This window comes from Agromyces tardus, from assembly GCF_003710805.1.
Classification (GTDB): domain Bacteria; phylum Actinomycetota; class Actinomycetes; order Actinomycetales; family Microbacteriaceae; genus Agromyces; species Agromyces tardus.
In genome coordinates, this window is record NZ_RHHB01000018.1 from 13,657 (window position 1) to 36,827 (window position 23,171).

Below are 23,171 nucleotides of genomic sequence, written 5' to 3' on the forward strand. Positions count from 1 at the left end.
ACTTCCGTCCACAGACGCGCGGGCGCGGCATCCGTTGACTGATGTTGACAATCATTATCAATAGACCTACCGTGGAGCACATGAACCGCGCCGTCCGCCGTGCTCGCACGCCCCTCACCGTCGCATCCGTCGCGGTCGCAGTCAGCCTGACGCTCACGGGCTGCGCGACCCAGGGGAGCGGCGACGCCGGTGATTCGGGGGTGTCGATCGTGGCCACGACGACGCAGGTCGCCGACTTCACGCGCGAGCTCGTCGGCGACACGGCGGAGGTCACGCAGCTCGTGCAGCCCGACCAGAGCGCCCACGCGTTCGACCCGTCGGCCAAGCAACTGCTCGCGCTCAGTCAGGCGGACGCCCTCGTCGTGAACGGCGCGGGGCTCGAGAGCTGGCTCGACGACACGATCGCGGCATCCGGCTTCGACGGCGAGCTCATCGTGGCGAGCGACGGCATCGAGCTCGCGGGGGAGGCCCACGACCACGCCGACGGCGCAGCCGCCGGCGATGAGAGTCCGGCCGCCGACGATCACGAGTCGGGCGACCCGCACGTGTGGACCGACCCGGCCAACGCCATGACCATGGTCCAGAACATCGCCATCGGACTCGAGGGCGTCGACGGCGTCGACGCAGAGGTCGTGTCGTCGAACGAGACCGCCTACCTCGGCAGGCTCGAGGCGCTCGACGCGTGGATCCGCGAGAACATCGACGCCGTGCCCGCCGACGAGCGCCTGCTCGTGAGCAACCACGACGCGTTCACCTACTTCACCGCGGCGTACGGCATCACCTTCGTCGGCAGCATCATCCCGAGCTTCGACGACAACGCGGAGCCGAGCGCCGCCGAGATCGACGCGCTCGTGAGCGCGATCCGCGAGACGGGCGTCAAGGCCGTCTTCTCCGAGGCGTCGCTCTCGCCGCGTGCCGCCGAGACCATCGCGAAGGAGGCCGGGGTGGCCGTCTACTCGGGCGACGACGCGCTCTACGCGGACTCGCTCGGCCCGGCGGGCAGCGACGGCGCGACGTACCTCGGCAGCCAGGTCCACAACGTGCGGCGCATCCTCGAATCGTGGGGGGCGACGCCGACCGAGCTCCCCGCTACGCTGCAGTGATGACGCGCGATCCCGCCGACGGGGCGGTGCTCGAACTCCACGAGGCCGCCTTCTCGCACCCGGGCGGAGGCGGCGTCTCGGGCATCGAGCTGCGCGTGGCGGCGGGGGAGTCGGTCGCGCTCATCGGCCCGAACGGCGCGGGCAAGTCCACGCTCCTGCAGGGCATCCTCGGGCTCGTGCCCATGACGGCCGGGAGCCTGCGCATCGACGGGGTCGCGAATGCCCGCGATCGCGGCCGGGCCGTCGGCTACCTGCCCCAGCAGGCGGCCCTCGACCCCGAGTTCCCGATCACGCTCGACCAGGTCGTCATGCAGGGCCGCTATCGCCGGCTCGGCTGGCTCAGGTGGCCGGGTCGCGCCGACCGCCGGGCGGTCGCCGACGCGCTCTCGGCCGTCGGCCTCGCGCATCGGGGGGGCGCGCGGTTCGGCGACCTGTCGGGCGGGCAACGGCAGCGTGGACTGCTCGCGCGCGCCCTCGCGTCCGAGCCGCGCGTGCTCCTGCTCGACGAGCCGTTCAACGGCCTCGACCAGCCCAATCGCGACGCGCTCCTCGAGACGGTGCGCGAGCTGAAGGGCCGCGGCGTCGCCCTGCTCATCTCGACGCACGACCTCGAGCTCGCCCGCGAGGTGTGCGACACGGTCGTGCTGCTCAACGGCGTGCAGCTCTCGGCGGGTCCGGTCGACCAGGTGCTCACCCTCGGCAACGTGCAGGAGTGCTTCTCCGACCAGGGCGTCGAGTTCGACGAGCACACGCTCGTGGTCCCGGGCCACGAGGGCCACTGACGTGGATGCCGCCGACGCGCTGTTCGGCGCCTTCGCGCTGCCGTTCATGGCGCGCGCCCTCGTGGTGCTGCTCGTGCTCGCGGTGGTCGCGGGCTTCGTCGGCGTGCTCGTGAACCTGCGCGGGCTCGAGTTCATCAGCGACGGACTCACGCACGCCGTGTTCCCCGGGCTCGCGATCGGCTTCGCGCTCGGCGGGTTCGGCGGGCTCATCCCCGGGGCGGCGGTCGCCGCGCTCATCGCCGCACTGCTGCTCACGATGCTCGCGCGTGCGGGGGTGGCATCCGACTCGGCGATCGCGATCGTGCTCACGGCGACCTTCAGCGTCGGCGTGATCGTGGTGTCGCGCGGCAACGACTACGCGGGGGAGCTCGAGGCGCTGCTCTTCGGCCGGCTGCTCACGATCACGCCGGAGGAGGTCGTGCCCATCGTCGCGGTGGCGCTCGTCGCGCTCGTGACGGTCGCGGTGACGTTGAAGCAGCAGCTGTTCCGGGCGTTCGACCCCGTGGGCAGCCGCGCGGCGGGCGCACCCGACCTGGGGCTCGACCTGGCCCTCAACGCCGCGATCGCCCTCGTCGTGGTCGCAGCGTCGACCGCGATCGGCTCGCTGCTCGTGCTGGCGCTGCTCATCGTGCCGGGAGCCACCGCACGGCTGCTCTCGAACCGGCTGTTCGCGCTCTTCCCCATCGCGATCGGGTTCGCGGCGCTGTGCGCGTGGCTCGGCCTCGCGTCCGGCTTCGCGCTGTCGGTCGGCGCCGGCATCGACGTGCCCGGCGGTGCGACCGTCGCGGGGGTCTTCGTGGCGGCGTACGTGCTCGTGCTCCTCGGCTTCCTGCTGGTGCGCCGACTGCGTCCTGCGGATGCCGCAGCCCGGCGCGTGACCGCGGCGGGTGCGGAGCGCGCGGCATCCGTCACCTCCTCGACCGGTGTCGGGACGGCCGGCTGATGGGCTACTTCGAGCGGGCGATGCTCGCGGCGACGATCATCGGGGCCGGTGCGGGACTCGTCGGCGTGCTCGTCGTGCTGCGCCGCCGCACGTTCTTCGCGCAGGCGCTCACCCACGCGACCTTCCCCGGTGCCGTGGCGGCGGCCGCCCTCGGCGTCTCGGTGCCGCTCGGCGCGGCGGTGGCCGCGATCGCGATCGTCGCCGCGGTGACCGCGATCGGGCGGGTGCGCCGGCAGGGGCCCCAGGTGGCGGCGGGCATCCTGCTCACGGGCGGCTTCGCCCTCGGGATGCTGCTGCAGGCCCTCGTGCCGGGGATCCCGATTCGCACCGAGTCGTTCCTCGTGGGCTCGATCCTCACGGTGAGCGACGGCGACATCCTGCTCGCCGGCACCGTCGCCGCGGTGGCACTCGCCGCGGTCGTCCTGTTCGGCAAGGAGCTCGCGTTCTCGACGTTCGACCGCAGCGGCTACCGTGCGGCCGGCTATCGCGAGTGGCCGGTCGAGGTGCTCGTGCTCGTGCTCATCGCGGCCTCGGTGGTGACGTCGCTGCCGGCGGTCGGCGCGATCCTGGCGATCGCGCTCATCGCGGCGCCCGCGGCGGCGGCTCGGATCGTCGCGCCCTCGTTCCGCGCGATGCTCGTCGTCGCGCCGCTCCTGGGGGCCGCCTCGGGAGTGCTCGGCGTGCTCGCGTCCCGCACGTTCGCGATCGCCGCCGGTCCCGCGATCGCGCTCATCGCCACGGGGTTCTTCGCGCTCGCGCTGCTCGCCGGCCGGCTGCGCCGAGTACCGTGGAAGGGCCCCGCGGCATCCGGGATCGAACGAATCAGGCCGCCCGAGGAGGTTCGAGGCACATGAAGCGCAACACGTGGCAGCGCGAAGCCGTGCGCGAGGCCCTCGACGGCACCGGCGGGTTCATCAGCGCACAGGCGCTGCACTCCGCGCTGCACGCGAGCGGGTCGCCCATCGGACTCGCCACCGTCTATCGCGCGCTCGGCGATCTCGCGTCGACGGGCGAGGCCGACTCGCTGCAGTCGCCCGACGGCGAGGCGCTCTACCGCGCCTGCAGCACCACCGGACACCACCACCACCTGATCTGCCGCAACTGCGGGCTCACGGTGGAGATCGCCGCCGACGAGGTCGAGGCGTGGGCGAAGCGGGTCGCGGGGGAGCACGGCTTCACGGGCGCGGCGCACGTCGTCGACGTCTTCGGGCTGTGCGCCGACTGCACGGCGGCGCAGCGCGGAGCCGACGAGCGTCGGGCGGATGCCACAGCGAACGGCTCCTCGTCGTCGCACCCCGCCTGACCGGTCCCGGCCTCTCGGCTGAGCCGTGCGGCCGCGCCCCCGGCTCGGTTCAGCGCGACAGGCGTCGGCGGCGCCACACGAGTCCCGCGCCGGCCAGCAGGAGCAGCAGGCCCGCGACGAGCGGGGGCAGCAGGTCGGTGCCGGTCGTCGAGAGCCCGGCGGGTCCGGGTTGCGGCGTCGGCGTCGGCGCTGGTGTCGGCGTGACGTGCACGGTGAGACTCGTGCTCACGTCGCCGAGCGTCGCGGTGATGACATGCGGGCTCGCGGTGGGGAAGGTGACCGTGAGTCCGTCGACGACGTCGGTCGCGACCGAACTGGTGAGCACGACCCCGCTCGTGTCGACCGGGCGCCCGTCGTGCGTCGTGCCGCTCACACGGAAGGTGAGGGAGTCGCCCTGGTTCACGGTGTCGTCATCCGCCGTGAGCACGAGCGTTGCGTCGGTGGTCGCGAAGAGGCTGAGGTCGCCGGTGACCGGGGTCGTCGCCTCGAACCAGTCGCCCGACCCGTCGGCCGCGGTGTTCCAGCCGTCGAGCTCCGGCGGCGCGGGAATCGTGCGGTAGCCGCTTGCGAAGTCCGGTGCGTAGAGGCGAATGGATGTCGCGGGGTCGCCGTCCTGCGGATCGAAGGTCACGAGGAAGTCGTGGTCGTTCACCTCGACGCCGACGAACGACTCCTGGAGTGCGATGACCCCGTGGTTGTCGATCTGGCCGTCGCCGCCGATGCTCGCGCCGCTCGTCGGATCGGCCTCGGTGCCGACCAATCGACCACCGGACTCCACCACGACCTCCGCCCCGCCCGCATCGGAGTCGAGGATGGTGAGGAGCCCCTCGGGTACCCGCAGGGTCCCGGCGACGCGAAGCGACCCGAACTCCGATGCACCGTTGCCGGCTCCGACCGCCGACGTGGCGGGGAGGTCGACGCCGACCGCGGTGACCGTTCCACCGATGATGTCGACCGCGGCTCCCGCGCCCCCATTCCCGCCGCCGATGCCGGCGCCGCCGGAGCCCGCCACGGCGGTGACCGCGCCGCCGAACACCGTCAGCAAGCCGCCGCTGTCGCCGGTCTCGCCGCCGCCGATTCCGGAGGCACCGGTCCCGCCGACGGCCGTGACCGTGCCTCCCGTGACCCCCACGTCGCCGCCGGCACCACCGTATCCGCCGCCGATCCCGGCACCGTAGAGGCCGCCGGTCGCCGTGACGGTTCCTCCTTCGATTCGGATGAAGCCCGCGCGCTGCCCACCGCCACCGCCGATCCCAGCGCCGCCGCGTCCGCCGGCGACCGTCACGGTGCCGCCGCGGATGATGAGTCCGGCGCCTGTGGTCACTCCGATCCCGGCCGCTCCGCTGTAGTTCTCGGGGTCGAGCGCCGGAGTCGACAACTCGCCGCCGCCGCGGGTGTCTTCGATGATGAGGAGGCTGTCCACGGCGACCTGCACGTCCGACGCGAAGAGGGCGAACCCGTTCAAGTCGAGCGTGACGTCGCATCCGACGAGGAGGCTCCCGCCGGCGAGGTCGCTGCCGAGCTCGATCACGTCGCCGTCGGTGCACTCCGCCAGTTTCAGGGCGAACTGCCAGAAGGCGTCGTCGACCGCGTACAGGGTCGTGTCGGCGAAGACACGGGTGGTCTCGGTGAACACCTGCCCGAGGCCATCGGCCGACGTGTTCCACACGGTGCCGCCCGGCGACGGTGGGATCTGACGGTACCCGCTCGCGAAGTCGGGGGCGTAGAGGCGAACGGATGCCGGCGGCCCGCCGGTCTGCGCATCGAAGGACACCAGGTAGTTGTTGCCGGCGACCTCTACAGCGACGCGCGACTCGTCGAGCGCGATGACGCCCGAGTTCTGGATCTGGCCCGCGCCGGAGAGGTCGGCGCCGACCGTGGGGTCGGCCTCCGTGCCGAGGAGTTGCCCGCCTTCCTCGATGAGCACCTCCGGCCCGCCACCGGGATCGGAGTCGGGAATCACGAACGGGCCGGATGGGGCGCGCAGTGCGGCGCCGGCGCCGACGACGAGCGATCCGAACTGGCTGCTCCCCGCACCGGCGCCGATGGCGGTGGACCCGCCCGTCGCGGTGACGACGCCACCCGTGATGGAGACCTTCGCGCCCGGCTGCCCCTGTGCTCCGCCGATTGCGGCGCTGCCGGTGCCGCCGATGGCCGTGACCGTGCCGCCGGTGACCGCCACTTCGAAGTCGGCAGGGCCGCCGATCCCGACGCCCTCACCGCCGCCGCCGGTCGCCGTGACGGTGCCGCCGTTGACCGTGAGACGCCCGCCTTCGAGCGCCGCAGCGAATGCCGCGCCGATTCCGGCCGCGGCGCCGCTGTCCAGGACCTGGTCGCCGCCCACTGCGGTGACGTTCCCGCCGTTGATGGTGATGTCCCCGACGCCGGCCTCGGAGCCATCGGGAGCCGTCAAGCTGCCGCCGATCCCCGCAGCCGCGACGCCGTCGTTGAAGTCCAGTTCGCTGTCACCGGTCGCCACGATGGTGCCGCCGTCGATGACGAGGCCCGACCCGATCGGGACCGCGATCCCGGCGAGCGAGGCGCGACCGGAGGACACGAGCGTGCCGCCTCCGGTGGCCGTGATCGTGAGCACGGTGTCGGGCGCGATCACCACGCCCTCGGCGGCGAGGCTGCGGCCGTTCAGGTCGAGCGTCACGTCGCAGGCGACCACGAGTTCCCAGTCGGGGGAGAGAGGCGGGACGGTGAGGTCGGCGCCGAGCCGGATCGTGTCGCCGTCGGCGCACGTCGCAAGTGCCGCCTTGAGGTCGGCGAAGGTGCTCGGCGTCCACTCGGCGGCGAACGCGGGTGCCGCGCCGAGGCCGGCGAACAGCAGCGCTGCTGCAGCGGTGGACGCGGCGAACGTGGTCGAGCGCATCATCGGGCTCCATCCGTCGAGGCGCCGGGGGGACTCCGAGGCCTTCGACCTCCCACCGTACGGTCGGGATCGACCATACGGTCAGTCCCAGAACGGGTGCCGCGCCCCGCACGGCTGTCGGGCGGCATCCATTCGAGAGGCCCGTGGGACCTTCGTCCCGGTGCCGGGGTATCGGGCGCGCGGGGCTCGGGCGTAGTGTCGGGCGGGTAACAGGTGGATCCGGTCCGGGGGGCCCGGCGCCCTCCTCAGGTTCACGGCCTTCCGGTGTGCTCGCGGCGTCGCGAGCGGGGTGCGCCGACCTCGACGGAAGGACCGGAAGATGACCCACGACCCCAGCGTGCTCGCGCCGACCTACACGAGGGCGGGCGAGCGAGCCGTCGCACCGCGGTACACGATCCCCGACGTGGAGATGGACCCGACCACGGCGTACCAGATCGTGCACGACGAGACGATGCTCGACGGCAACGCGCGCCTCAACCTCGCGACCTTCGTCGCGACGTGGATGGGCGACGAGGCCGACCGGCTGTTCGCCGAGACGTACGACAAGAACATGATCGACAAGGACGAGTACCCGCGCACCGCGGCGATCGAGGAGAACTGCTGGCGCATCCTCGCGTCGTTGTGGAACGTGCCCGACGTGAAGAACTCGATCGGCACGTCGACGATCGGCTCCTCGGAGGCCTGCATGCTCGGCGGCCTCGCGTTCAAGCGCCGGTGGCAGCTCGCCCGACGCGCCGCGGGCAAGTCGACCGAGAAGCCCAACCTCATCATGAGCTCGGCCGTGCAGGTGTGCTGGGAGAAGTTCTGCAACTACTTCGAGGTGGAGCCCCGTTACGTGCCGGTGAGCGACGAGCATCCGGCGCTCGACGGCAGCCAGCTCGAGCAGTACGTCGACGAGAACACGATCGGCGTCGTCGCGATCATGGGCGTGACGTACACGGGCAAGTACGAGCCCGTGCAGGAGATCGCCGCGGCGCTCGACGCGCTGCAGGAGAAGACCGGCCTCGACATCCCGATCCACGTCGACGGCGCGTCGGGCGCGATGATCGCGCCGTTCCTGCAGCCCGAGATCGAGTGGGACTTCCGCCTGCCGCGGGTGCACTCCATCAGCACGTCGGGCCACAAGTACGGCCTCGTGTATCCCGGCGTCGGCTGGGTGGTCTGGCGCACCCTCGATGCGCTGCCCGACGAGCTCATCTTCCGCGTCAGCTACCTGGGCGGCGACATGCCCACGCTCGCGCTCAACTTCTCCCGCCCCGGCTCGCAGGTGCTGCTGCAGTACTACCAGTTCCTCCGCCTCGGCCGGGAGGGGTACACGGCGATCCAGCAGGAGTGCCAGGACGTCGCCAAGTACCTCTCGAAGGCGATCTCGGAGATGGGCGCCTTCGACCTCTGGAGCGACGGATCCGACATCCCCGTGTTCGCCTGGCGGCTGAAGCCCGGCCACACCGAGAACTGGAACCTGTACCACCTCTCCGATCGACTGCGGATGAAGGGCTGGCTCGTGCCGGCCTACCCCATGCCCGACGACATGAGCGACCTCACCGTGCAGCGCATCGTGGTGCGCAACGGCTTGAGCCGCGACCTCGCCGACGAGCTGCTCGACGACATCCGCACCGAGACGGCATGGCTCGACGGGCTCTCATCGCCCATGCCGACCGAGGGGCAGCAGCCCGGGTTCCACCACTGACCGGCGAGCGAGGCGAGCGGATGCCGCGGCGATGACCACGACGGCGGGGCGCACCGGCCGGCGACGGCGCCTGCGCCGCGAGGCGTGGGGTTTCGCGGTCGGATCGGTGCTCTTCGCGCTCGGCGCGATCCCCTTCTACGCGGAGTGGGCGGGCGCCGTCGGCGTGGGAGTCACCTTCTTCGCCGGCTCCATCTTCTTCACGGCGGCCGGGTTCATCCAGCTGAGCCTGAGCGGCAGGAGGCCGCCGCGGACGGGGACGAACCCGGCCGACCGTGCCGACTGGTGGGCCGCCGCCATCCAGTTCGCGGGCACCCTGTTCTTCAACGTGAGCACGTTCGTCGCGCTCCTTGCGGCGATCGCCGACCCGACGAGGCTCGGCGCCGGCTGGCGGCCCGACGCGTGGGGGTCGCTCGCGTTCCTCGTGTCGAGCGCGCTCGCCGTGGTCGCCACGAAGGACCGCGGCGAACTGTGGGACACCGACGCGCGCACGTGGCACGGCACGTGGCTCAACCTGCTCGGCTCGATCGCCTTCGGCGTCTCGGCGATCGGCGCCTACGTCGTGCCCGAGACCGGAACCCTCGTCAGCATGTTCTGGGCGAACCTCGGCACGCTCATCGGCGCCCTGTGCTTCCTCGTGGCGGCACTGCTCTCACGCCGGGCGATCGACGCGGATCCGGATGCCGCCGCGGGCCCGGCCTCGGCGCCGACGGCGGGGTGACGCGGCGGCCGGATGCCACGGGGCCGACCACGCGGCATCCGCTCGTTTCGGCTGATCAGGGCGGATCTGGTAATCTAGTCCTTTGGCTGGGCACTTCCACTGCCCAGACCGCGACACTCCCACCTCGAGATCCGCGAGAAATCGCGGGCTTCGGGGTGGGCAGCGTCAGCAGACAAGAGACCTTGGGAGGGGCATCCGCCCCTCGGTATTGGAGGAAAGACCAATGGCAGCAGTGTGCCAGGTGACCGGAGCCGTTCCCGGCTTCGGACACAACATCTCGCACTCGCACCGCCGGACGAAGCGCCGCTTCGACCCGAACGTGCAGAAGAAGACGTACTACGTGCCCTCGCTTCGTCGTAGCGTCACCCTGAACGTGTCCGCCAAGGGCATCAAGGTGATCGACGCCCGTGGCATCGAGGCCGTCGTCAAGGACATCCAGGCTCGTGGGGTGAAGCTCTAATGGCGAAGCAGCAGGACATCCGTCCGATCATCAAGCTCCGTTCGACGGCCGGCACCGGGTACACCTACGTGACCCGCAAGAACCGTCGCAACAACCCCGACCGTCTCGTGCTCAAGAAGTACGACCCCGTGGTGCGCAAGCACGTCGACTTCCGAGAGGAGCGCTAAGACATGGCGAAGAAGAGCAAGATCGCGCGCAACGAGCAGCGCAAGGTGGTCGTCGACCGCTGGGCCGCGAAGCGCCTCGAACTGAAGAAGGCCCTCGTCGACCCGAACGGCACCGACGAGTCCCGCGAGGCCGCACGCGTCGGCCTGCAGAAGCTCCCGCGCAACGCCTCGCCGGTGCGCGTGCGCTCGCGTGACGCCATCGACGGCCGCCCCCGTGGCGTGCTCACGAAGTTCGGCGTCTCGCGCGTCCGCTTCCGTGACATGGCCCACCGTGGCGAGCTGCCCGGCATCACCAAGTCGAGCTGGTAGCACTCCCGCTTCACCGAGAGGGGCGTCCCGAAAGGGGCGCCCCTCTCGTCGTCTGCGGGTTCCGATCCGGGCGGATGCCGCGGCATCCGACCGCCGACACGCCCGGGCGGATCGCCCGAACCCCCTCGAAATCCGCGTGATTCCGGGGAACTCTGCTACATTCGAGGCGGCCCGAACGGCCACGGGGGAGATCGAAGGGTCGAGCCCGCATTTCCACACGACAGCTGTTCACACACAGCGAAGGTCCGAGGAGGACATTCAATGGCTGACAAGTCGCTCAACAAGTCCGAGCTCGTTGCCAAGATCGCTGCGGCGACGAACCAGAGCCAGACCACCGTCGACGCCGTGCTCGGCGGGTTCTTCGACGCGCTCGCCGACTCGGTCAACTCGGGCACGAAGGTCTCGATCCCGGGCTGGCTCGCCGTCGAGCGCTCGCACCGTGCCGCGCGCACGGGCCGCAACCCGCAGACGGGTGCGACCATCGAGATCCCGGCCGGCTACTCGGTCAAGGTCACGGCGGGCTCGAAGCTCAAGGCTGCTGCGAAGTAGTCTTCCGCGACTTGCGTAGGGGCGCCGGCATCCGCCGGGCGCCCCTTCGTCGTCTCCGGGGCACGGATGCCGCGTGCCGCGGCGCCCGCGGCCGATGCGCCGTTCTCAGGCGGCTCACCTAGGCTTGTCCGGTGCTCCGTACCGTCCGCGTGCTCGGCCCAGCCGTGCTCACCGCCGCCGCCCTGCTGGCGATGATCGCGGCCCTGTCGTACGGCGGGGGAGCGGAGCCGTACCCCATCCAGGACCCGGGGCCGGTGGCCCGCTGGGGCGTTCCCGCCGCGAAGCTCTTCGTGAACCTCGGCGCCGCGGGCATGATCGGCGCCCTCGTGCTCGCGGTCTGGGCGCTCAGCCCGAAGCGACGCGAGTTCGACCTCGCGCTCGATGTGGCCGCGGCATCCGCTGCGGTGCTCACGGTCGCGAGCGCCGCGACGGGCCTGCTCACCTTCGTGCTCGTGACGGGCGTGCCGCTCGACTTCGGCGACGCGTTCGGCCAGCAGCTCGGGCAGTTCGCCACGACGATCGAACTCGGTCGTGCATGGCTCACCACCACGCTCGTCGCCGCGGCGGTCACCGTGCTCTGCTTCGCGGTGCGCAACCACACCGCGCTCGTCTTCGTCACGGTGCTCGCCGTGGCGGCGCTCGTGCCGATGGCCCAGCAGGGCCATGCCGCGGGCACCGCGGGGCACAGCGCCGCGATCACCGCCCTGGGGCTGCACCTCGTGTTCGTCTCGGCGTGGCTCGGCGGCCTCCTGACGATCGTGATCCTGCGGAATCGGCTCGAGGGCGACCGGCTGCCGACGGTGCTCGCCCGCTACTCGACGGTGGCGCTCGTGTGCTTCATCGTGGTCGCGATCTCGGGGTACACGAGCGCGGCCCTGCGCATCGGCACGTGGAACGAGTTGGCGACGCCGTACGGCGTGCTCGTCGTGGTGAAGGTCGCCGTGCTCGTGGGACTCGGCTTCATGGGTGCGCTGCAGCGACGGGCGTTCATCGGGCGGATGTCGCGGGACGCGGCATCCGTCGCCAAGCCCTTCTGGCTGCTCGTCGTCGTGGAGCTGGCGTTCATGGGGATCGCCTCGGGAGTGGCCGCCGCCCTGGCCCGCACGGCGACGCCGGTCGCCGAGAGCCCCGGCACCATCGCCCGCACGCCCGCCGAGATCCTCACGGGCGAGCCGCTGCCGCCGTGGCCCGACTGGTACCGCTACTTCACCGAGTGGCGCCCCGACCTGCTGTGGGTGCTCGCCTGCGGGTTCGGCATCTTCTTCTACGTCGCCGGCGTCGTGCGCCTGCACCGGCGGGGCGACCGGTGGCCCGTCTATCGCACGGTGCTGTGGGTGTCGGGGCTGCTCCTGCTCGCCTTCGTCACGAGCGGCGGCCTCAACGTCTACGAGCAGTACCTCTTCTCGGCGCACATGGGCGCGCACATGATGCTCACCATGGCCGTGCCGGTGCTGCTCGTTCCCGGCGCCCCCGTCACGCTCGCCGCGCGCGCCATCCACCCGCGCAAGGACGGCAGCCGGGGCGGCCGCGAATGGATCCTGCTCGCGGTGCACTCGAGGTTCGCGAGCATCATCGCGAACCCGATCGTGGCCGCGGTGCTGTTCGCCGGCTCGCTGTGGGTGTTCTACTTCTCGCCGCTCTTCAGGTGGACGATGCTCGACCATATCGGCCACGAGTGGATGGTCGTGCACTTCCTCATCACGGGCTACCTGTTCGTGCAGTCCCTCATCGGCATCGACCCCGTGCCGTACCGGCTGCCGTACCCGTTCCGGCTCGTGCTGCTGCTCGGCACGATGGCGTTCCACGCGTTCTTCGGACTCGCGATCATGTCGGGCACCGGGCTGCTGCTCGCCGATTGGTACGGGGCGATGGGCTGGGGCACCGACGCGCTCGCCGACCAGCAGGTCGGCGGCGGCATCGCGTGGTCGATCGGCGAGATCCCCACGGTGGCGCTCGCGATCACCGTGGCGGTGCAGTGGTCGCGCAGCGACGCGAAGGAGTCGAAGCGCCGCGATCGGCACGCCGACCGCACGGGAGATGCCGAGCTCGAGGAGTACAACGCCCGGCTCGCGGCCCTCGCCGACCACGACCGGGTCTGACGCTCGCCCCGACCCGCCCGGCGCTACTTCAGCTGGATCGAGATGGAGCCGTCGGGCCTCACGGATGCGTCGAGGGCGAGGGTGAAGACGACGTCCTCCTCGTAGGTGTAGACCGTGCCGTCGAAGAGCGACTGGAGCTCGACCGTGATGTGGGCGACGCCGTCGGTCGGCGGCATCTCGAACGACGACTCGCCGGGGACGAGCGTCACCTGCGGCGATGCGTCGATGCGCCACGTCGGATCGCTCAGCACGCGGTCGTCGAGTTCGACGCCGAAGGGGCATCCGGCGGGCTGGAGCACCGCCTGCGACGCGCAGGTCTCGGACAGGAACTCGTCGACCTTGGTCTGCACGCGCTGCACGAACGTGTCGGTGGGCAGGGCGTCGACGGTCACGGCCGTGTGCGAGCCGGGCTCGACGCCCGCCGTCACATGGGTGGCCTCGAGCAGGGTGGAGTCGTAGTGGAACTCGTAGACGGCCGGCGCGATCGCGAGGTAGGGGGCCGTCTGCGAGAACGCGGTGAGCTCGTCGCCCGACTTCGTCGCCCGCGTGTCGAGCGAGAGCGTGCCGACGGTGAAGAGCGGGTTGTGCGCGGCGGTCACGTCGATGATGGCGAGGGGGCTCGTCGCGAACTCCCAGCGGTTGAGCACGCCGTAGAGCGGTGCGATGGGGCTCACCCGGAACGAGGACTCGACGATGGCGGTGTCGAGCCGGTAGCTGACGCTGACGGTGTGGGAGCCGTCGTCCTCCGTGACGTCGCTCAGGATGCGCACGTCCTCGGGCGCCGACGCGATCACGCCCGACCGCATCATGGCCGTGGACACGTCGGCCGGCAGCCCGGCCGCCTCGAGCTCGGCGGCATCGAGCTGCACGCCCGGCGTGCTCGAGGCCGTGATGAGGTCGTCGTTCGCGATGGCCTCGAAGTACCGCTCGACGAAGCTCGACGCGCCGTAGAGGGTCTGGTTGAGGGCGCCGAGGGCCGCGAGGAACGCTCCGACGAGCACCACGGCGAGACCCGCCCACCCGGCGATGGCCGCCGGCGACAGGCGCCCACCGCGTCTGCCCGAGCTTCCCACGCGTGAAGTCTATGCGGAGGCTTCCTCGGATCCGCCGATATCCCCAGCGGGGCAGTGGGTTCCACGGATGCCGCGGCGCCGGGCGAACCCCGCAGCCGGTCGGTCTACAGTGGGAGCGCCCGCCCTGCGGCATCCCCGACCGTGAAAGCCCGACCGTGCAGAACGTGACCCTCACCCGCGAACAGGCCGCGGTGTACCAGGCGATCGAGCACACCCGCGAGCACGTCTTCGTCACGGGTCGCGCGGGCACGGGCAAGTCGACCCTGCTCAATCACCTCAACTGGAACACGCAGAAGCAGATCGTGATCTGCGCGCCCACGGGTGTCGCGGCGCTCAACGTCGGCGGGCAGACGATCCACTCGCTGTTCCGGCTGCCCATCGGGGTCATCGCCGACCACGACATCGACCAGAACGATGCCGTGCGCAAGATCCTCAACGCCATGGACACCCTCGTGATCGACGAGGTGTCGATGGTCAACGCCGACCTGATGGACGCGATGGACCGCTCGCTGCGGCAGGCGCGCCAGCGCCCGCACGAGGCGTTCGGCGGGGCGCAGGTGGTGCTGTTCGGCGATCCGTACCAGCTCGCGCCCGTGCCGGGCAGCGGCGACGAGCGCCGGTACTTCGCCGACACCTACCGTTCGATGTGGTTCTTCGACGCGAAGGTCTGGCAGGAGGCCGACCTGCGCATCTACGAACTGGGGGAGGTGCACCGCCAGCACGACGACGCCTTCAAGCACATGCTCAACGCCGTGCGGCACGGCATCGTCACCGCCGAGATCGCGGGCATGCTCAACGAGACGGGCGCCCGCCGTCCGCTGCCCGAGCACGGCGCCATCACGCTCGCCACGACGAACGACACCGTCAATCGCATCAACCGCACCCAGCTGCACCGGCTGCCGGGCCAGTCGCAGGCCAACGAGGCCGAGGTGAACGGCGACTTCGGGGGCCGCGCGTTCCCCGCCGACGAGACGCTCGAGCTCAAGCTCGGCGCGCAGGTCATGTTCCTGCGCAACGACACCGCGCTGGGGCCCGACGGCCAGCGCTGGGTGAACGGCACGATCGGCACGGTCACCTCGCTGAAGCGCGAGGTGCGCGTCGAGATCGACGGCGACGAGCACGAGGTCGAACCCGTGACGTGGGAGAAGTACAAGTACTCGTGGGATCCGGGGCGCAAGAAGCTCGAGCGCCAGATCGTCGCCGAGTTCACCCAGTACCCCCTCCGGCTCGCGTGGGCGGTCACGATCCACAAGTCGCAGGGTGCGAGCTACGACGCCGCGATCGTCGACCTCGGGTCGCGCGTGTTCAGCCCGGGGCAGACCTACGTCGCACTCAGCCGGCTCACGAGCCTCGAGGGGCTCTACCTCGCGCGGCCCCTGCGTCCGAGCGACATCATCGTCGATCGCGACGTCGAGCGCTTCATGTCGGGCGCGCAGCGCGAGATCGGCACCGCGGGCGAGGCGCACTCGGCCTGACCGGGCGGATGCCGCGGCGTGGCGCCTTCGTCGCGTGCAGTGGTCCCGCCGGTCCTGCCGGTCTCGCCGGTCCCGCCGGTCCAGCGGAGCGAGGACGCCGCCGCCGGCAGCAGCGGAGCGGCCGGGGGCGTCGTCGCCACGCACCCCCGGCCGCGGTCTGGGGGTCAGTGCGAGTGACCCGGCTCCCCGTGCACCTCGAGCGGTGCGATGGTTCCCGGGCCACCGTGCTGGCCGTGCGGCACGGCGAGGCGTCCGGGCTCGGTCGCCGCGAGGGCGGGCGTGGCGAGCGCGGCCACGAGCGCGGCGCCGCCGGCGAGGCCGAGCAGCGACATCCGCCCGTCGATCGCGCGGCGCGGGCGGGGCTCGGCGCCGGCGGCGCGGCCCCGTCGCACCTCGAACGCGGCCGAGAGGGCGACGGCCACGACGAACACGGATGCCGCCGCGAGCGGGAGGCCCGCGGCATCCGCCATCGCGCCCGTCGCGACGAGGAGGCCGACGACCGCGAGCGCGCCGGCCGAGGTGGCGAGCACCGTGCGCGGAGCGACGATGCGGCCCGCGTGGAGGGACAGGACGGCCCAGCCGAGCCCGGCGACGCCGAGCCCGGCCAGGACCACCTGCGGTGCACCCCCCGCACCGGCGGCGAGGGCCGTGAGCACGAGGCCCGCGCCGAGCGCGCCGAGCATCGGCCAACTGCGGGTCATCGCCGCCAGTGCGTTCATGGCCGGCTCCCTAGGCCGTGGCCACGCGTGCGGAGCGCTCGGCTCCGAGACCGACACCGAGGAGCACGATGGCGCTCGCGAGGTGGAGGAAGTGATCGGCGGTGTTGAGTGCCAGGATGTTCGCCGCGGTGCCGGCCAGGAAGAACCCGACCACGCCGAGCAGCAGGTAGGCGGCACCCACGACCGAGTTCACCGTCTTCGCGGCGGCGGCGTTCGACAGGCCCGCGATGAGCAGGGCCGCGCCGATGGCGAGGTGGGCGATGTTGTGCAGCGGGTTCACCGCGAAGATGCCGAGCAGCAACCCGCCCTCGGTCGCGATGAAGCCGACGCCGCCCGTGACGGCGAAGCCCAGCAGGCCGACGAGCACGTAGACCGCGCCGAAGACAGTGGCGACGATGCGGTTCGGTGAGTTCTTCATGAGTGCCTCCTTCTGTGGACGCGGCGTTCGCGCCGTGCACAAGGAGGTTCGGCGCGGGAGGGACTGCGGATTGGGCGGATTCGCGGGTTTCCCCGTCCGCCATCCGACGGGGGACATCGCGGCGCCATCATCGCGACACCCGCCCGGGTTACAATCGCAGCGGACACACGGCTAGGGGGGCACGGTGGCTGCACGGCAGGGATACGCTCGCGGGCGAGTGGCGGCGATCATCGTCGCGCTCTCCGGTGCGCTCGTGATGTCCGCGTGCACGGCTCCGGTCGGCTCCTCGGTCGACTACCGCCAGGTCGACGCACCGCTGCCCGACGACGTCGCCCAGCAACTCGACGACGTGCTCGCGAGCGCCGTCAGGCTGAGCGGATCGAGCGGCGGCGTCGCCGGCGTCTGGTCGCCGTGGTCGGGGAGCTGGACCGGTGCCGTGGGCACCGTGGGCTTCGACGAGGGTGCGGCGAAGGTCACGCCCGACACGGAGTTCCGGCTCACGACCGTCACCAGCGAGGTCACGTGCACCGTGCTCGCGCGGCTCGTCGACGCCGGCGTGGTGAAGTACGAGGACCAGGTCGCCGATCTCGTGCGCAGCCTGCCGGGCGTCGAGGGCATCACACTCGACCAGCTCTGCCGGAACACGTCGGGTCTCGCCGATTACTACCCCGCACTCCGCCACGCGTTCGTCACCAACCCGGAGCGGGTCTGGCCCGTGCGGGAGCTCGTCGCGAGCGGGATGGCCGAGAAGCGCGCGGGCGCGCCGGGCACGCAGTGGTCGTACTCGCGCACGGGCGTCCTGCTGCTCGGTCTCGCCCTCGAGCAGCGCACGGGGCGCTCGATGTCCGACCTCGCGGACCAGTACGTCTTCGGCCCGCTCGGCATGGAGTCCACGACGCTGCCGTCGCCGGACGTCACCGCGAAGCCCGCCGGCGCCCTGGGCGGCTACTCCGCCAGTCCCGTGGGCGGCGGCAAGGTCGACTGCGCCGTCGTGCTCGACGTCTCGCGGCAGTCCAGCTCGATGGGGGGCGCGGCCGCCGGCGCCGTCTCGACGCTCGACGACACGAAGCGGCTGAGCGAAGCGTTCGCCACCGGGGAGCTGCTCACCGAGGCGACGGCCCGCGACGTGTGGAACACGGTGCCGCCCGGCGCCACGTCGCCGTCGTGGTACGCGCAGGGCCTCGGCGGCATGGAGTTCGGCCCGATGCGCGGCAGCGCCGGGGAAGCTCCGGGGGCGCTGACCGCCGCGATCACCGACCCCGAGACGGGGCTCACCGTCGTGATCGCGCTGAACAACTCGAGCTCGGGCGCGGAGTTCGTTCGGCAGGTCGCCTTCGCGCTCGCATCGATCGGATCGAAGGCCCAGCCCGCGTCGGATCGCGAACTGCCGCTCGTGGAGCTGCCGTGGTCGCTCGAGCAGGCCACCGCCAACATGGAGCAACTCGCGGTGTGCCCGACCCCCGAGGAGCCCGCGGCCGAGGGCTGAGCGACGCCTCGCGTGCCGCCGCTACTCGCCGACGCGCTTGCCGACCGCGGCGAGCCGCACGACCTCGGCGATGCGGCGCGCACGCGTGTCGTCGCGCCGGGCCAGCGCGATCCAGCCGAGGGCGCCCGTGCGGCTCGACGGCGTGAAGCCGTTCCAGTGCTCGCGGGCGACGGGGTCGGCGTCCAGCGCGGCGGCGAGCTCGGGCGGCTCGATCAGCTGCTCGGGGCCGTCGAGCACGCTCCAGCGGCCGTTGGCCTTCGCGCGCTCGATGGCGGCGCGTCCAGCCGGCTGCATCCGCCCCTCGCGCTCCAGCTGCGCGACCCGCCGCTTGTTGCTGGCCGCCCACGGGCTGTCAGGGCGCCGGGGCGCGAACCAGATCGCCCCGCGCTCGGCATCGAGCGTGCGCGTCTGCCCGTCGACCCACCCGTAGGCGACCGCCTCGAGGATCGAGTCCTCGTAGCTCATGCGCGGCCGCCCGGTGTGCGAGCGCCAGAACACCACCCACGCCCCCCGGCTCGTGGCGTGGTGCTCGGCGAGCCAGTCGCGCCACTCCGCAGCGGTGTCGACGTGCACGAGCTCGGCGTCGTCCATCGCACCCATGCAGGCACCGTAGCGCGCACCGGCGACCCACGGGTATCGAGGCGAGCGGATGCCGCGCGGCCGGCCCCGCAACATCCGCCGATCTCACGAGGTGAGACTTTGGGCCCTACGAGCCGTCGGACCCGGCGCGAGACTGGGCGGGATCGCGGCACCCGGGCGGATGCCGCTGCAGGGGGTGTGTCGCATGTGCCGGTGGCTTGCGTACTCGGGCGAACCGCTTCGCCCATCGACGGTGATCCTCGACGCGAAGCACTCGCTCGTCGCGCAGTCGCTCGACTCGCCGCTCGGCGCCGAGACCGTCAACGGCGACGGCTTCGGCGTCGGCTGGTACCCCGTCGGATCGGTGGCAGGCAGCATCCCGGCGACCTTCCACAGCACCGAGCCCGCCTGGAACGACGAGAACCTGCGGGAGCTCACGCGCGCCGTCGAGAGCCCGCTGTTCTTCAGCCACGTGCGGGCGGCGGCGGGCCCGCCGATCCAGCGCACGAACTGCCACCCGTTCCGGTACGAGAACTGGCTGTTCATGCACAACGGCTTCCTCGGCGAGTTCAAGAAGATGAAGCGCGACCTGACGTTCGCGATCGACCCGTCGCTGTACCCGAGCGTGCTCGGGACGACCGACTCCGAGGTGCTGTTCCACCTCGCGCTCACCCTCGGCCTCGTCGACGACCCAGTGAAGGGCATGAACGCGGCGATCGACGAGGTGGAGCGGGTGGGGCACGAGCACGGCGTGCTCTTCCCGATGCAGGGCACGATCGCCGTGTCCGACGGCGCGACGATCTGGGCGTTCCGCTACTCGTCGCAGGGGCGGAGCCGCACGCTCTTCCACTCGGTCGACATCCCGACGATCCGGGAGATGTACCCGGACGTGGAGCGCGTCTCGCAGTTCGGCGATCACGCGCACGTCGTGGTCTCCGAGCCGCTCAACGACCTGCCCGGCGTCTTCCACGAGGTGCCCGAGGCGACCGTGGCGATCCTCGACCGCACCGGGTATCACCACGAGCCCTTCCGCTCCGAGTGACGCAGGTGGCAGCATTCGCAGTGGGGCGGGGGGCGCGCGGGTCGTGCGCGACGATCGCACCGGAACCGGGGGCGGAATGAACAAGTGGACGGTCGTCGCGATCCTGGGCGCCGCGCAGTTCGTGATGGTGCTCGACAGCACGGTCATGAACGTCTCGATCTCGACGGTCGTCGCGGATCTCGACACCTCGGTCAACGCGATGCAGGCGGCGATCACGTTCTACACCCTCACGATGGCGGCGCTCATGCTGCTCGGGGCGAAGCTCGGCGACGTGTGGGGCCGCCTGCGGGCGTTCGTGATCGGCTCGGTCGTCTACGCGATCGGGTCGCTCACGACGGCACTCGCACCGAACATCACCGTGCTCTTCCTCGGCTGGTCCATCGTGGAGGGAATGGGGGCGGTGCTCGTCATCCCGGCCATCGCCGCGCTCGTCGCCGACAACTACGAGGGCCGGGCGCGGATCTCCGCCTATGCGGTCATCGGCGCGGTGTCCGGGGCGGCGGTCGCCGCCGGCCCGCTCATCGGCGGCTACCTCACGACGTACGCGAGCTGGCGCTACGTGTTCGTGGGCGAGGTCGTGATCATGGCGGTCGTCGTGTTCTTCGCCCGCAAGATCGTGGACAAGCACGGTGCGCAGCGCCTGCGCATCGACCTCCTGAGCGTGCTGCTCTCCGCCGCCGGCCTCATCGGGGTGGTGTTCGGCATGCTGCAGAGCAAGACCTGGGGCTGGGTCATCCCCCTGCAGACGCCCGAGGTCAACGGGGTCGAGATCGCGCCGCTCGGCGTCTCGCTGACGGCGTGGTTCATCCTCGCCGGCTGCGTGCTGCTCGGATTGTTCTTCCGCCGGCAACGGCACCTCATGGAGCAGGGCCGTCCCCCGCTGCTCGATGTCACGCTCTTCTCGATCACGCGACTGCGCAGCGGACTCGGGTCGCTCATGCTGCAGTACACGATCACCGCGGGCATCTTCTTCATGGTGCCCGTCTACCTGCAGATGACGCTCGGACTCGACGCGCTGGAGACGGGCATCCGCATCTTCCCGCTGTCGATCTCGCTCATCCTCTTCTCGATCGTCGGCACGCGGCTCGCAGCGGTCTGGTCGCCGAAGCGCATCGTGCGGATCGGGCAGCTCGTGCTCGTGCTCGCATCGTTCGTGCTGCTGGGATCGGTCGACCTCGAGCTCAAGAGCTTCCTGTTCGCGGCCGGCATGTTCGTGGCGGGCGCCGCACTCGGCCTCCTCGCCTCGCAGCTCGGCAACGTCAACATGTCGAGCGTCGGCGAGGAGAAGTCGAGCGAGGTCGGGGGCATGCAGGGCGTGTTCCAGAACCTCGGCTCCTCGCTCGGCACGGCCCTCATCGGCTCGGTGCTCATCACGGCGCTCGCGACGTCGTTCGGAGCCGGGGTCGCGTCGAGCGACCTGCCGGCGGAGGTGCAGGGCCTGGTCGTCGAGGCGACCGCCGGGGGAGTGGAGATCGTGCCCGCGGCATCCGTCGACGAACTCGCCACGGAGGCGGGGCTGTCGGCCGAGGATGCCGCCACGCTGCAGCGCGTCTACAGCGAGTCGCAGGTGGAATCGTTGCGCGTCGCCTTCGTCGCGCTCACGGCGCTCGCGCTGCTGGCGCTGCTGTTCTCGCGCGGGATCCCCACCGAGGTGCTCGGGCGCAAGCCCGAGGAGGAGACGTCCGATACTGCGGCCGCGGCCGCCGGCGGCGACGAGGGGAGTTCGAGATGAGCACAGGGTTCGACATGGGGGCCGCGGGCGTGGTGACGGATGCCGCGCCCCCGGCACCCGCGACCGACGAGTTCGATCCGGCTCCACGCTACGACTTCCCGGCGCGCGCCGCGTACGGACGCGAGGCCCGCCGGATCGTGCCCCGGTCGTCGCACGCCGGCTGGACCCCCCCGGCGGACCGGGGCGATCCCGTCTCCCTGCTCGAGGAGCAGGCGATCACCCGCGTCCCGGAACTCGTGCCGATCCGGTACGCGCGCATGCTCGTCTCGCCGTTCAACTTCTACCGGGGGGCGGCACTGCTCATGGCCGCCGACCTCGCGTCGACCCCGCGCTCGGGCATCACGACGCAGATCTGCGGCGACGCGCACCTGTCGAACTTCGGCGTGTTCGCCTCGCCCGAGCGGTCGCTGATCTTCGACATCAACGACTTCGACGAGACGCTGCCCGGCCCGTGGGAGTGGGACGTCAAGCGCCTCGCCGCGAGCTTCGAGGTCGCGGGGCGCCACCGTGGGTTCACGGCCGAGGAGCGCCGGCGCGTCGTGCTGGAGTCCGTCGCCGCATACCGCGAGCGGATGGCCCGCTCGGCCGCCTCGGGGGTGCTCGAGGCGTGGTACGACCGGCTCGACGCCGACCATATCGAGGAGTGGATCCGCGAGGAGCGCGAGGCGAACCGCGTCGCGGACAAGCAGGTGAAGCGCACCCGCGCGGCGTTGCAGAAGGCGCGATCGCGCGACAGCGTGCGCGCGTTCTCCAAGCTCGTCGAGGTCGTCGACGGCCGCATGCGCATCCGTTCCGAGCCGCCGCTCGTCGTCGCCATCGAGGATCTGGGGCTCGCGCCCGGCACCGGCGAGGAGATGGAGGACTGGATGCGGCGGATGCTGACCGAGTACCGGTCGACGCTGCCGCTCGAACGGCATCCCATCGAGGAGTTCCGCTACGTGCACCTCGCCCGGAAGGTGGTCGGCGTCGGCAGCGTCGGCACCCGCGCGTGGATCGTGCTGCTGCGCGGTCGCGACGACGCCGACCCGCTGATCCTGCAGGTGAAGCAGGCCGAGGCGTCGGTGCTCGAACGGTTCCTGTCGTCGAGCCGCTACGCCAACCACGGTGAGCGCGTCGTGCGCGGGCAACGGCTCATGCAGGCGGCCAGCGACCTGTTCCTCGGCTGGCAGCGCGTGCTCGGTCCCGACGGCGTGGAGCGCGACTTCTACCTGCGGCAGCTGAACGACTGGAAGGGCTCCGCCGACATCGAGGTGATCATGCCCCGGGGCGCCGAGCTCTACGCTCGCGCGTGCGGCGAGACGCTCGCCCGCGCGCACGCACGTGCCGGCGACCGCGTGGCGATCGCGTCCTACCTCGGAGCGAGCGACCGGTTCGACCGGGCGATCGCGGAGTTCGCCGTGGACTACGCCGACCAGAACGAGCGGGACTTCGCGGCGTTCCGCGATGCCGTGGCATCCGGTCGTCTCGAGGCCGCCGACTTGGTCTGATCGGGCTCTCCGCCGGTCGAGTAGCGCGAAGCGCGTATCGAGACCAGTCGCCGGTCGAGTAGCGCGAAGCGCGTATCGAGACCAGTCGCCGGTCGAGTAGCGAAGCGTATCGAGGCCTCGCCACGGATCTCGATACGGCGCTGCGCGCCGACTCGACCGGCG

At 71.5% G+C, this 23,171-nt stretch carries 22 protein-coding genes; 17 read left to right on the forward strand and 5 right to left on the reverse strand.

The window, feature by feature from the left end; all coding sequences use genetic code 11:
• Window positions 1-80 precede the first annotated feature (80 nt).
• Genes EDM22_RS10520 through EDM22_RS10540 form a run of 5 tightly spaced genes read left to right on the forward strand, consistent with a single transcriptional unit; the run spans window position 81 to window position 4,131 of the window.
• On the forward strand, window positions 81-1,103 hold the full coding sequence (locus EDM22_RS10520) for a metal ABC transporter substrate-binding protein (RefSeq protein WP_122937010.1): 1,023 nt from the start codon (window positions 81-83) through the stop codon (window positions 1,101-1,103).
• Window positions 1,103-1,885 (forward strand): metal ABC transporter ATP-binding protein, encoded by a 783-nt coding sequence (locus tag EDM22_RS10525; RefSeq protein ID WP_122937011.1) that lies wholly within the window; start codon window positions 1,103-1,105, stop codon window positions 1,883-1,885. The genes EDM22_RS10520 and EDM22_RS10525 overlap by 1 nt, the downstream gene beginning before the upstream one ends.
• Before the next feature lies 1 nt (window position 1,886).
• Window positions 1,887-2,828 (forward strand): metal ABC transporter permease, encoded by a 942-nt coding sequence (locus EDM22_RS10530; protein ID WP_245989320.1) that lies wholly within the window; start codon window positions 1,887-1,889, stop codon window positions 2,826-2,828.
• On the forward strand, window positions 2,828-3,682 hold the full coding sequence (locus EDM22_RS10535) for a metal ABC transporter permease (RefSeq protein ID WP_122937012.1): 855 nt from the start codon (window positions 2,828-2,830) through the stop codon (window positions 3,680-3,682). Before EDM22_RS10530 ends, EDM22_RS10535 begins: the two co-directional genes overlap by 1 nt.
• Complete coding sequence (locus tag EDM22_RS10540) at window positions 3,679-4,131, forward strand: Fur family transcriptional regulator (protein ID WP_122937013.1); 453 nt, start codon at window positions 3,679-3,681, stop codon at window positions 4,129-4,131. The genes EDM22_RS10535 and EDM22_RS10540 overlap by 4 nt, the downstream gene beginning before the upstream one ends.
• Before the next feature lie 49 nt (window positions 4,132-4,180).
• Here EDM22_RS10540 and EDM22_RS10545 read toward each other — a convergent pair whose 3' ends face one another.
• On the reverse strand, window positions 4,181-7,009 hold the full coding sequence (locus EDM22_RS10545; protein WP_122937014.1) for a hypothetical protein: 2,829 nt from the start codon (window positions 7,007-7,009) through the stop codon (window positions 4,181-4,183).
• Between the two features lie 316 nt (window positions 7,010-7,325).
• On the opposite strand from EDM22_RS10545, the gene gad reads away from it, so the two are divergent.
• The 7 genes from gad to EDM22_RS10580 all read left to right on the forward strand — a co-directional run bounded on the left by gad (window position 7,326) and on the right by EDM22_RS10580 (window position 12,998).
• Window positions 7,326-8,696 carry a glutamate decarboxylase gene (gene gad / locus EDM22_RS10550; RefSeq protein WP_122937015.1) on the forward strand — a complete coding sequence of 457 codons (1,371 nt, stop codon included), beginning with the start codon at window positions 7,326-7,328 and terminating at the stop codon, window positions 8,694-8,696.
• A gap of 31 nt (window positions 8,697-8,727) precedes the next feature.
• Window positions 8,728-9,414 (forward strand): YrhK family protein, encoded by a 687-nt coding sequence (locus EDM22_RS10555; protein WP_122937016.1) that lies wholly within the window; start codon window positions 8,728-8,730, stop codon window positions 9,412-9,414.
• 223 nt (window positions 9,415-9,637) lie between these two features.
• On the forward strand, window positions 9,638-9,874 hold the full coding sequence (gene rpmB, locus EDM22_RS10560) for a 50S ribosomal protein L28 (RefSeq protein WP_122937017.1): 237 nt from the start codon (window positions 9,638-9,640) through the stop codon (window positions 9,872-9,874).
• Window positions 9,874-10,041, forward strand: coding sequence for a 50S ribosomal protein L33 (rpmG, locus tag EDM22_RS10565; protein WP_021760158.1), 168 nt, complete (start codon window positions 9,874-9,876; stop codon window positions 10,039-10,041). Before rpmB ends, rpmG begins: the two co-directional genes overlap by 1 nt.
• A 3-nt stretch (window positions 10,042-10,044) precedes the next feature.
• Window positions 10,045-10,350: a 30S ribosomal protein S14 gene (gene rpsN, locus EDM22_RS10570; RefSeq protein ID WP_122937018.1), complete on the forward strand. Its 306-nt coding sequence runs from the start codon at window positions 10,045-10,047 to the stop codon at window positions 10,348-10,350.
• Between the two features lie 261 nt (window positions 10,351-10,611).
• Window positions 10,612-10,899, forward strand: coding sequence for an HU family DNA-binding protein (locus tag EDM22_RS10575; RefSeq protein WP_122937019.1), 288 nt, complete (start codon window positions 10,612-10,614; stop codon window positions 10,897-10,899).
• 191 nt (window positions 10,900-11,090) lie between these two features.
• Window positions 11,091-12,998 carry a bifunctional copper resistance protein CopD/cytochrome c oxidase assembly protein gene (locus EDM22_RS10580; RefSeq protein ID WP_212591939.1) on the forward strand — a complete coding sequence of 636 codons (1,908 nt, stop codon included), beginning with the start codon at window positions 11,091-11,093 and terminating at the stop codon, window positions 12,996-12,998.
• Window positions 12,999-13,021: 23 nt separating this feature from the next.
• On the opposite strand, the gene EDM22_RS10585 is transcribed toward EDM22_RS10580, so the two are convergent.
• Window positions 13,022-14,071 carry a hypothetical protein gene (locus EDM22_RS10585; protein WP_122937020.1) on the reverse strand — a complete coding sequence of 350 codons (1,050 nt, stop codon included), beginning with the start codon at window positions 14,069-14,071 and terminating at the stop codon, window positions 13,022-13,024.
• A 155-nt stretch (window positions 14,072-14,226) separates the two neighbouring features.
• Here EDM22_RS10585 and EDM22_RS10590 point away from each other — a divergent pair, with 155 nt between their 5' ends.
• Window positions 14,227-15,546, forward strand: coding sequence for an ATP-dependent DNA helicase (locus EDM22_RS10590; protein WP_122937021.1), 1,320 nt, complete (start codon window positions 14,227-14,229; stop codon window positions 15,544-15,546).
• A 164-nt stretch (window positions 15,547-15,710) separates the two neighbouring features.
• On the opposite strand, the gene EDM22_RS10595 is transcribed toward EDM22_RS10590, so the two are convergent.
• The gene (locus EDM22_RS10595) at window positions 15,711-16,265 is read right to left on the reverse strand and encodes a hypothetical protein (RefSeq protein ID WP_122937022.1); all 555 of its coding nucleotides are present in this window, start codon (window positions 16,263-16,265) and stop codon (window positions 15,711-15,713) included.
• Between the two features lie 10 nt (window positions 16,266-16,275).
• Window positions 16,276-16,683: a DUF4383 domain-containing protein gene (locus tag EDM22_RS10600; RefSeq protein ID WP_122937023.1), complete on the reverse strand. Its 408-nt coding sequence runs from the start codon at window positions 16,681-16,683 to the stop codon at window positions 16,276-16,278.
• A gap of 184 nt (window positions 16,684-16,867) precedes the next feature.
• Between EDM22_RS10600 and EDM22_RS10605 the strand changes: the two genes are divergently transcribed.
• Window positions 16,868-18,169: a serine hydrolase domain-containing protein gene (locus EDM22_RS10605; protein WP_138708066.1), complete on the forward strand. Its 1,302-nt coding sequence runs from the start codon at window positions 16,868-16,870 to the stop codon at window positions 18,167-18,169.
• Between the two features lie 21 nt (window positions 18,170-18,190).
• Here EDM22_RS10605 and EDM22_RS10610 read toward each other — a convergent pair whose 3' ends face one another.
• Window positions 18,191-18,769 (reverse strand): YdeI/OmpD-associated family protein, encoded by a 579-nt coding sequence (locus EDM22_RS10610; protein ID WP_212591937.1) that lies wholly within the window; start codon window positions 18,767-18,769, stop codon window positions 18,191-18,193.
• A 184-nt stretch (window positions 18,770-18,953) separates the two neighbouring features.
• Between EDM22_RS10610 and EDM22_RS10615 the strand changes: the two genes are divergently transcribed.
• From EDM22_RS10615 to EDM22_RS10625, 3 genes are all read left to right on the forward strand, one after another.
• Complete coding sequence (locus EDM22_RS10615; RefSeq protein WP_122937025.1) at window positions 18,954-19,790, forward strand: class II glutamine amidotransferase; 837 nt, start codon at window positions 18,954-18,956, stop codon at window positions 19,788-19,790.
• Window positions 19,791-19,866: 76 nt separating this feature from the next.
• Complete coding sequence (locus EDM22_RS10620) at window positions 19,867-21,522, forward strand: MFS transporter (protein ID WP_122937026.1); 1,656 nt, start codon at window positions 19,867-19,869, stop codon at window positions 21,520-21,522.
• Window positions 21,519-23,009 (forward strand): DUF2252 domain-containing protein, encoded by a 1,491-nt coding sequence (locus EDM22_RS10625; RefSeq protein ID WP_245989322.1) that lies wholly within the window; start codon window positions 21,519-21,521, stop codon window positions 23,007-23,009. The genes EDM22_RS10620 and EDM22_RS10625 overlap by 4 nt, the downstream gene beginning before the upstream one ends.
• The last annotated feature ends 162 nt before the right edge of the window (window positions 23,010-23,171 follow it).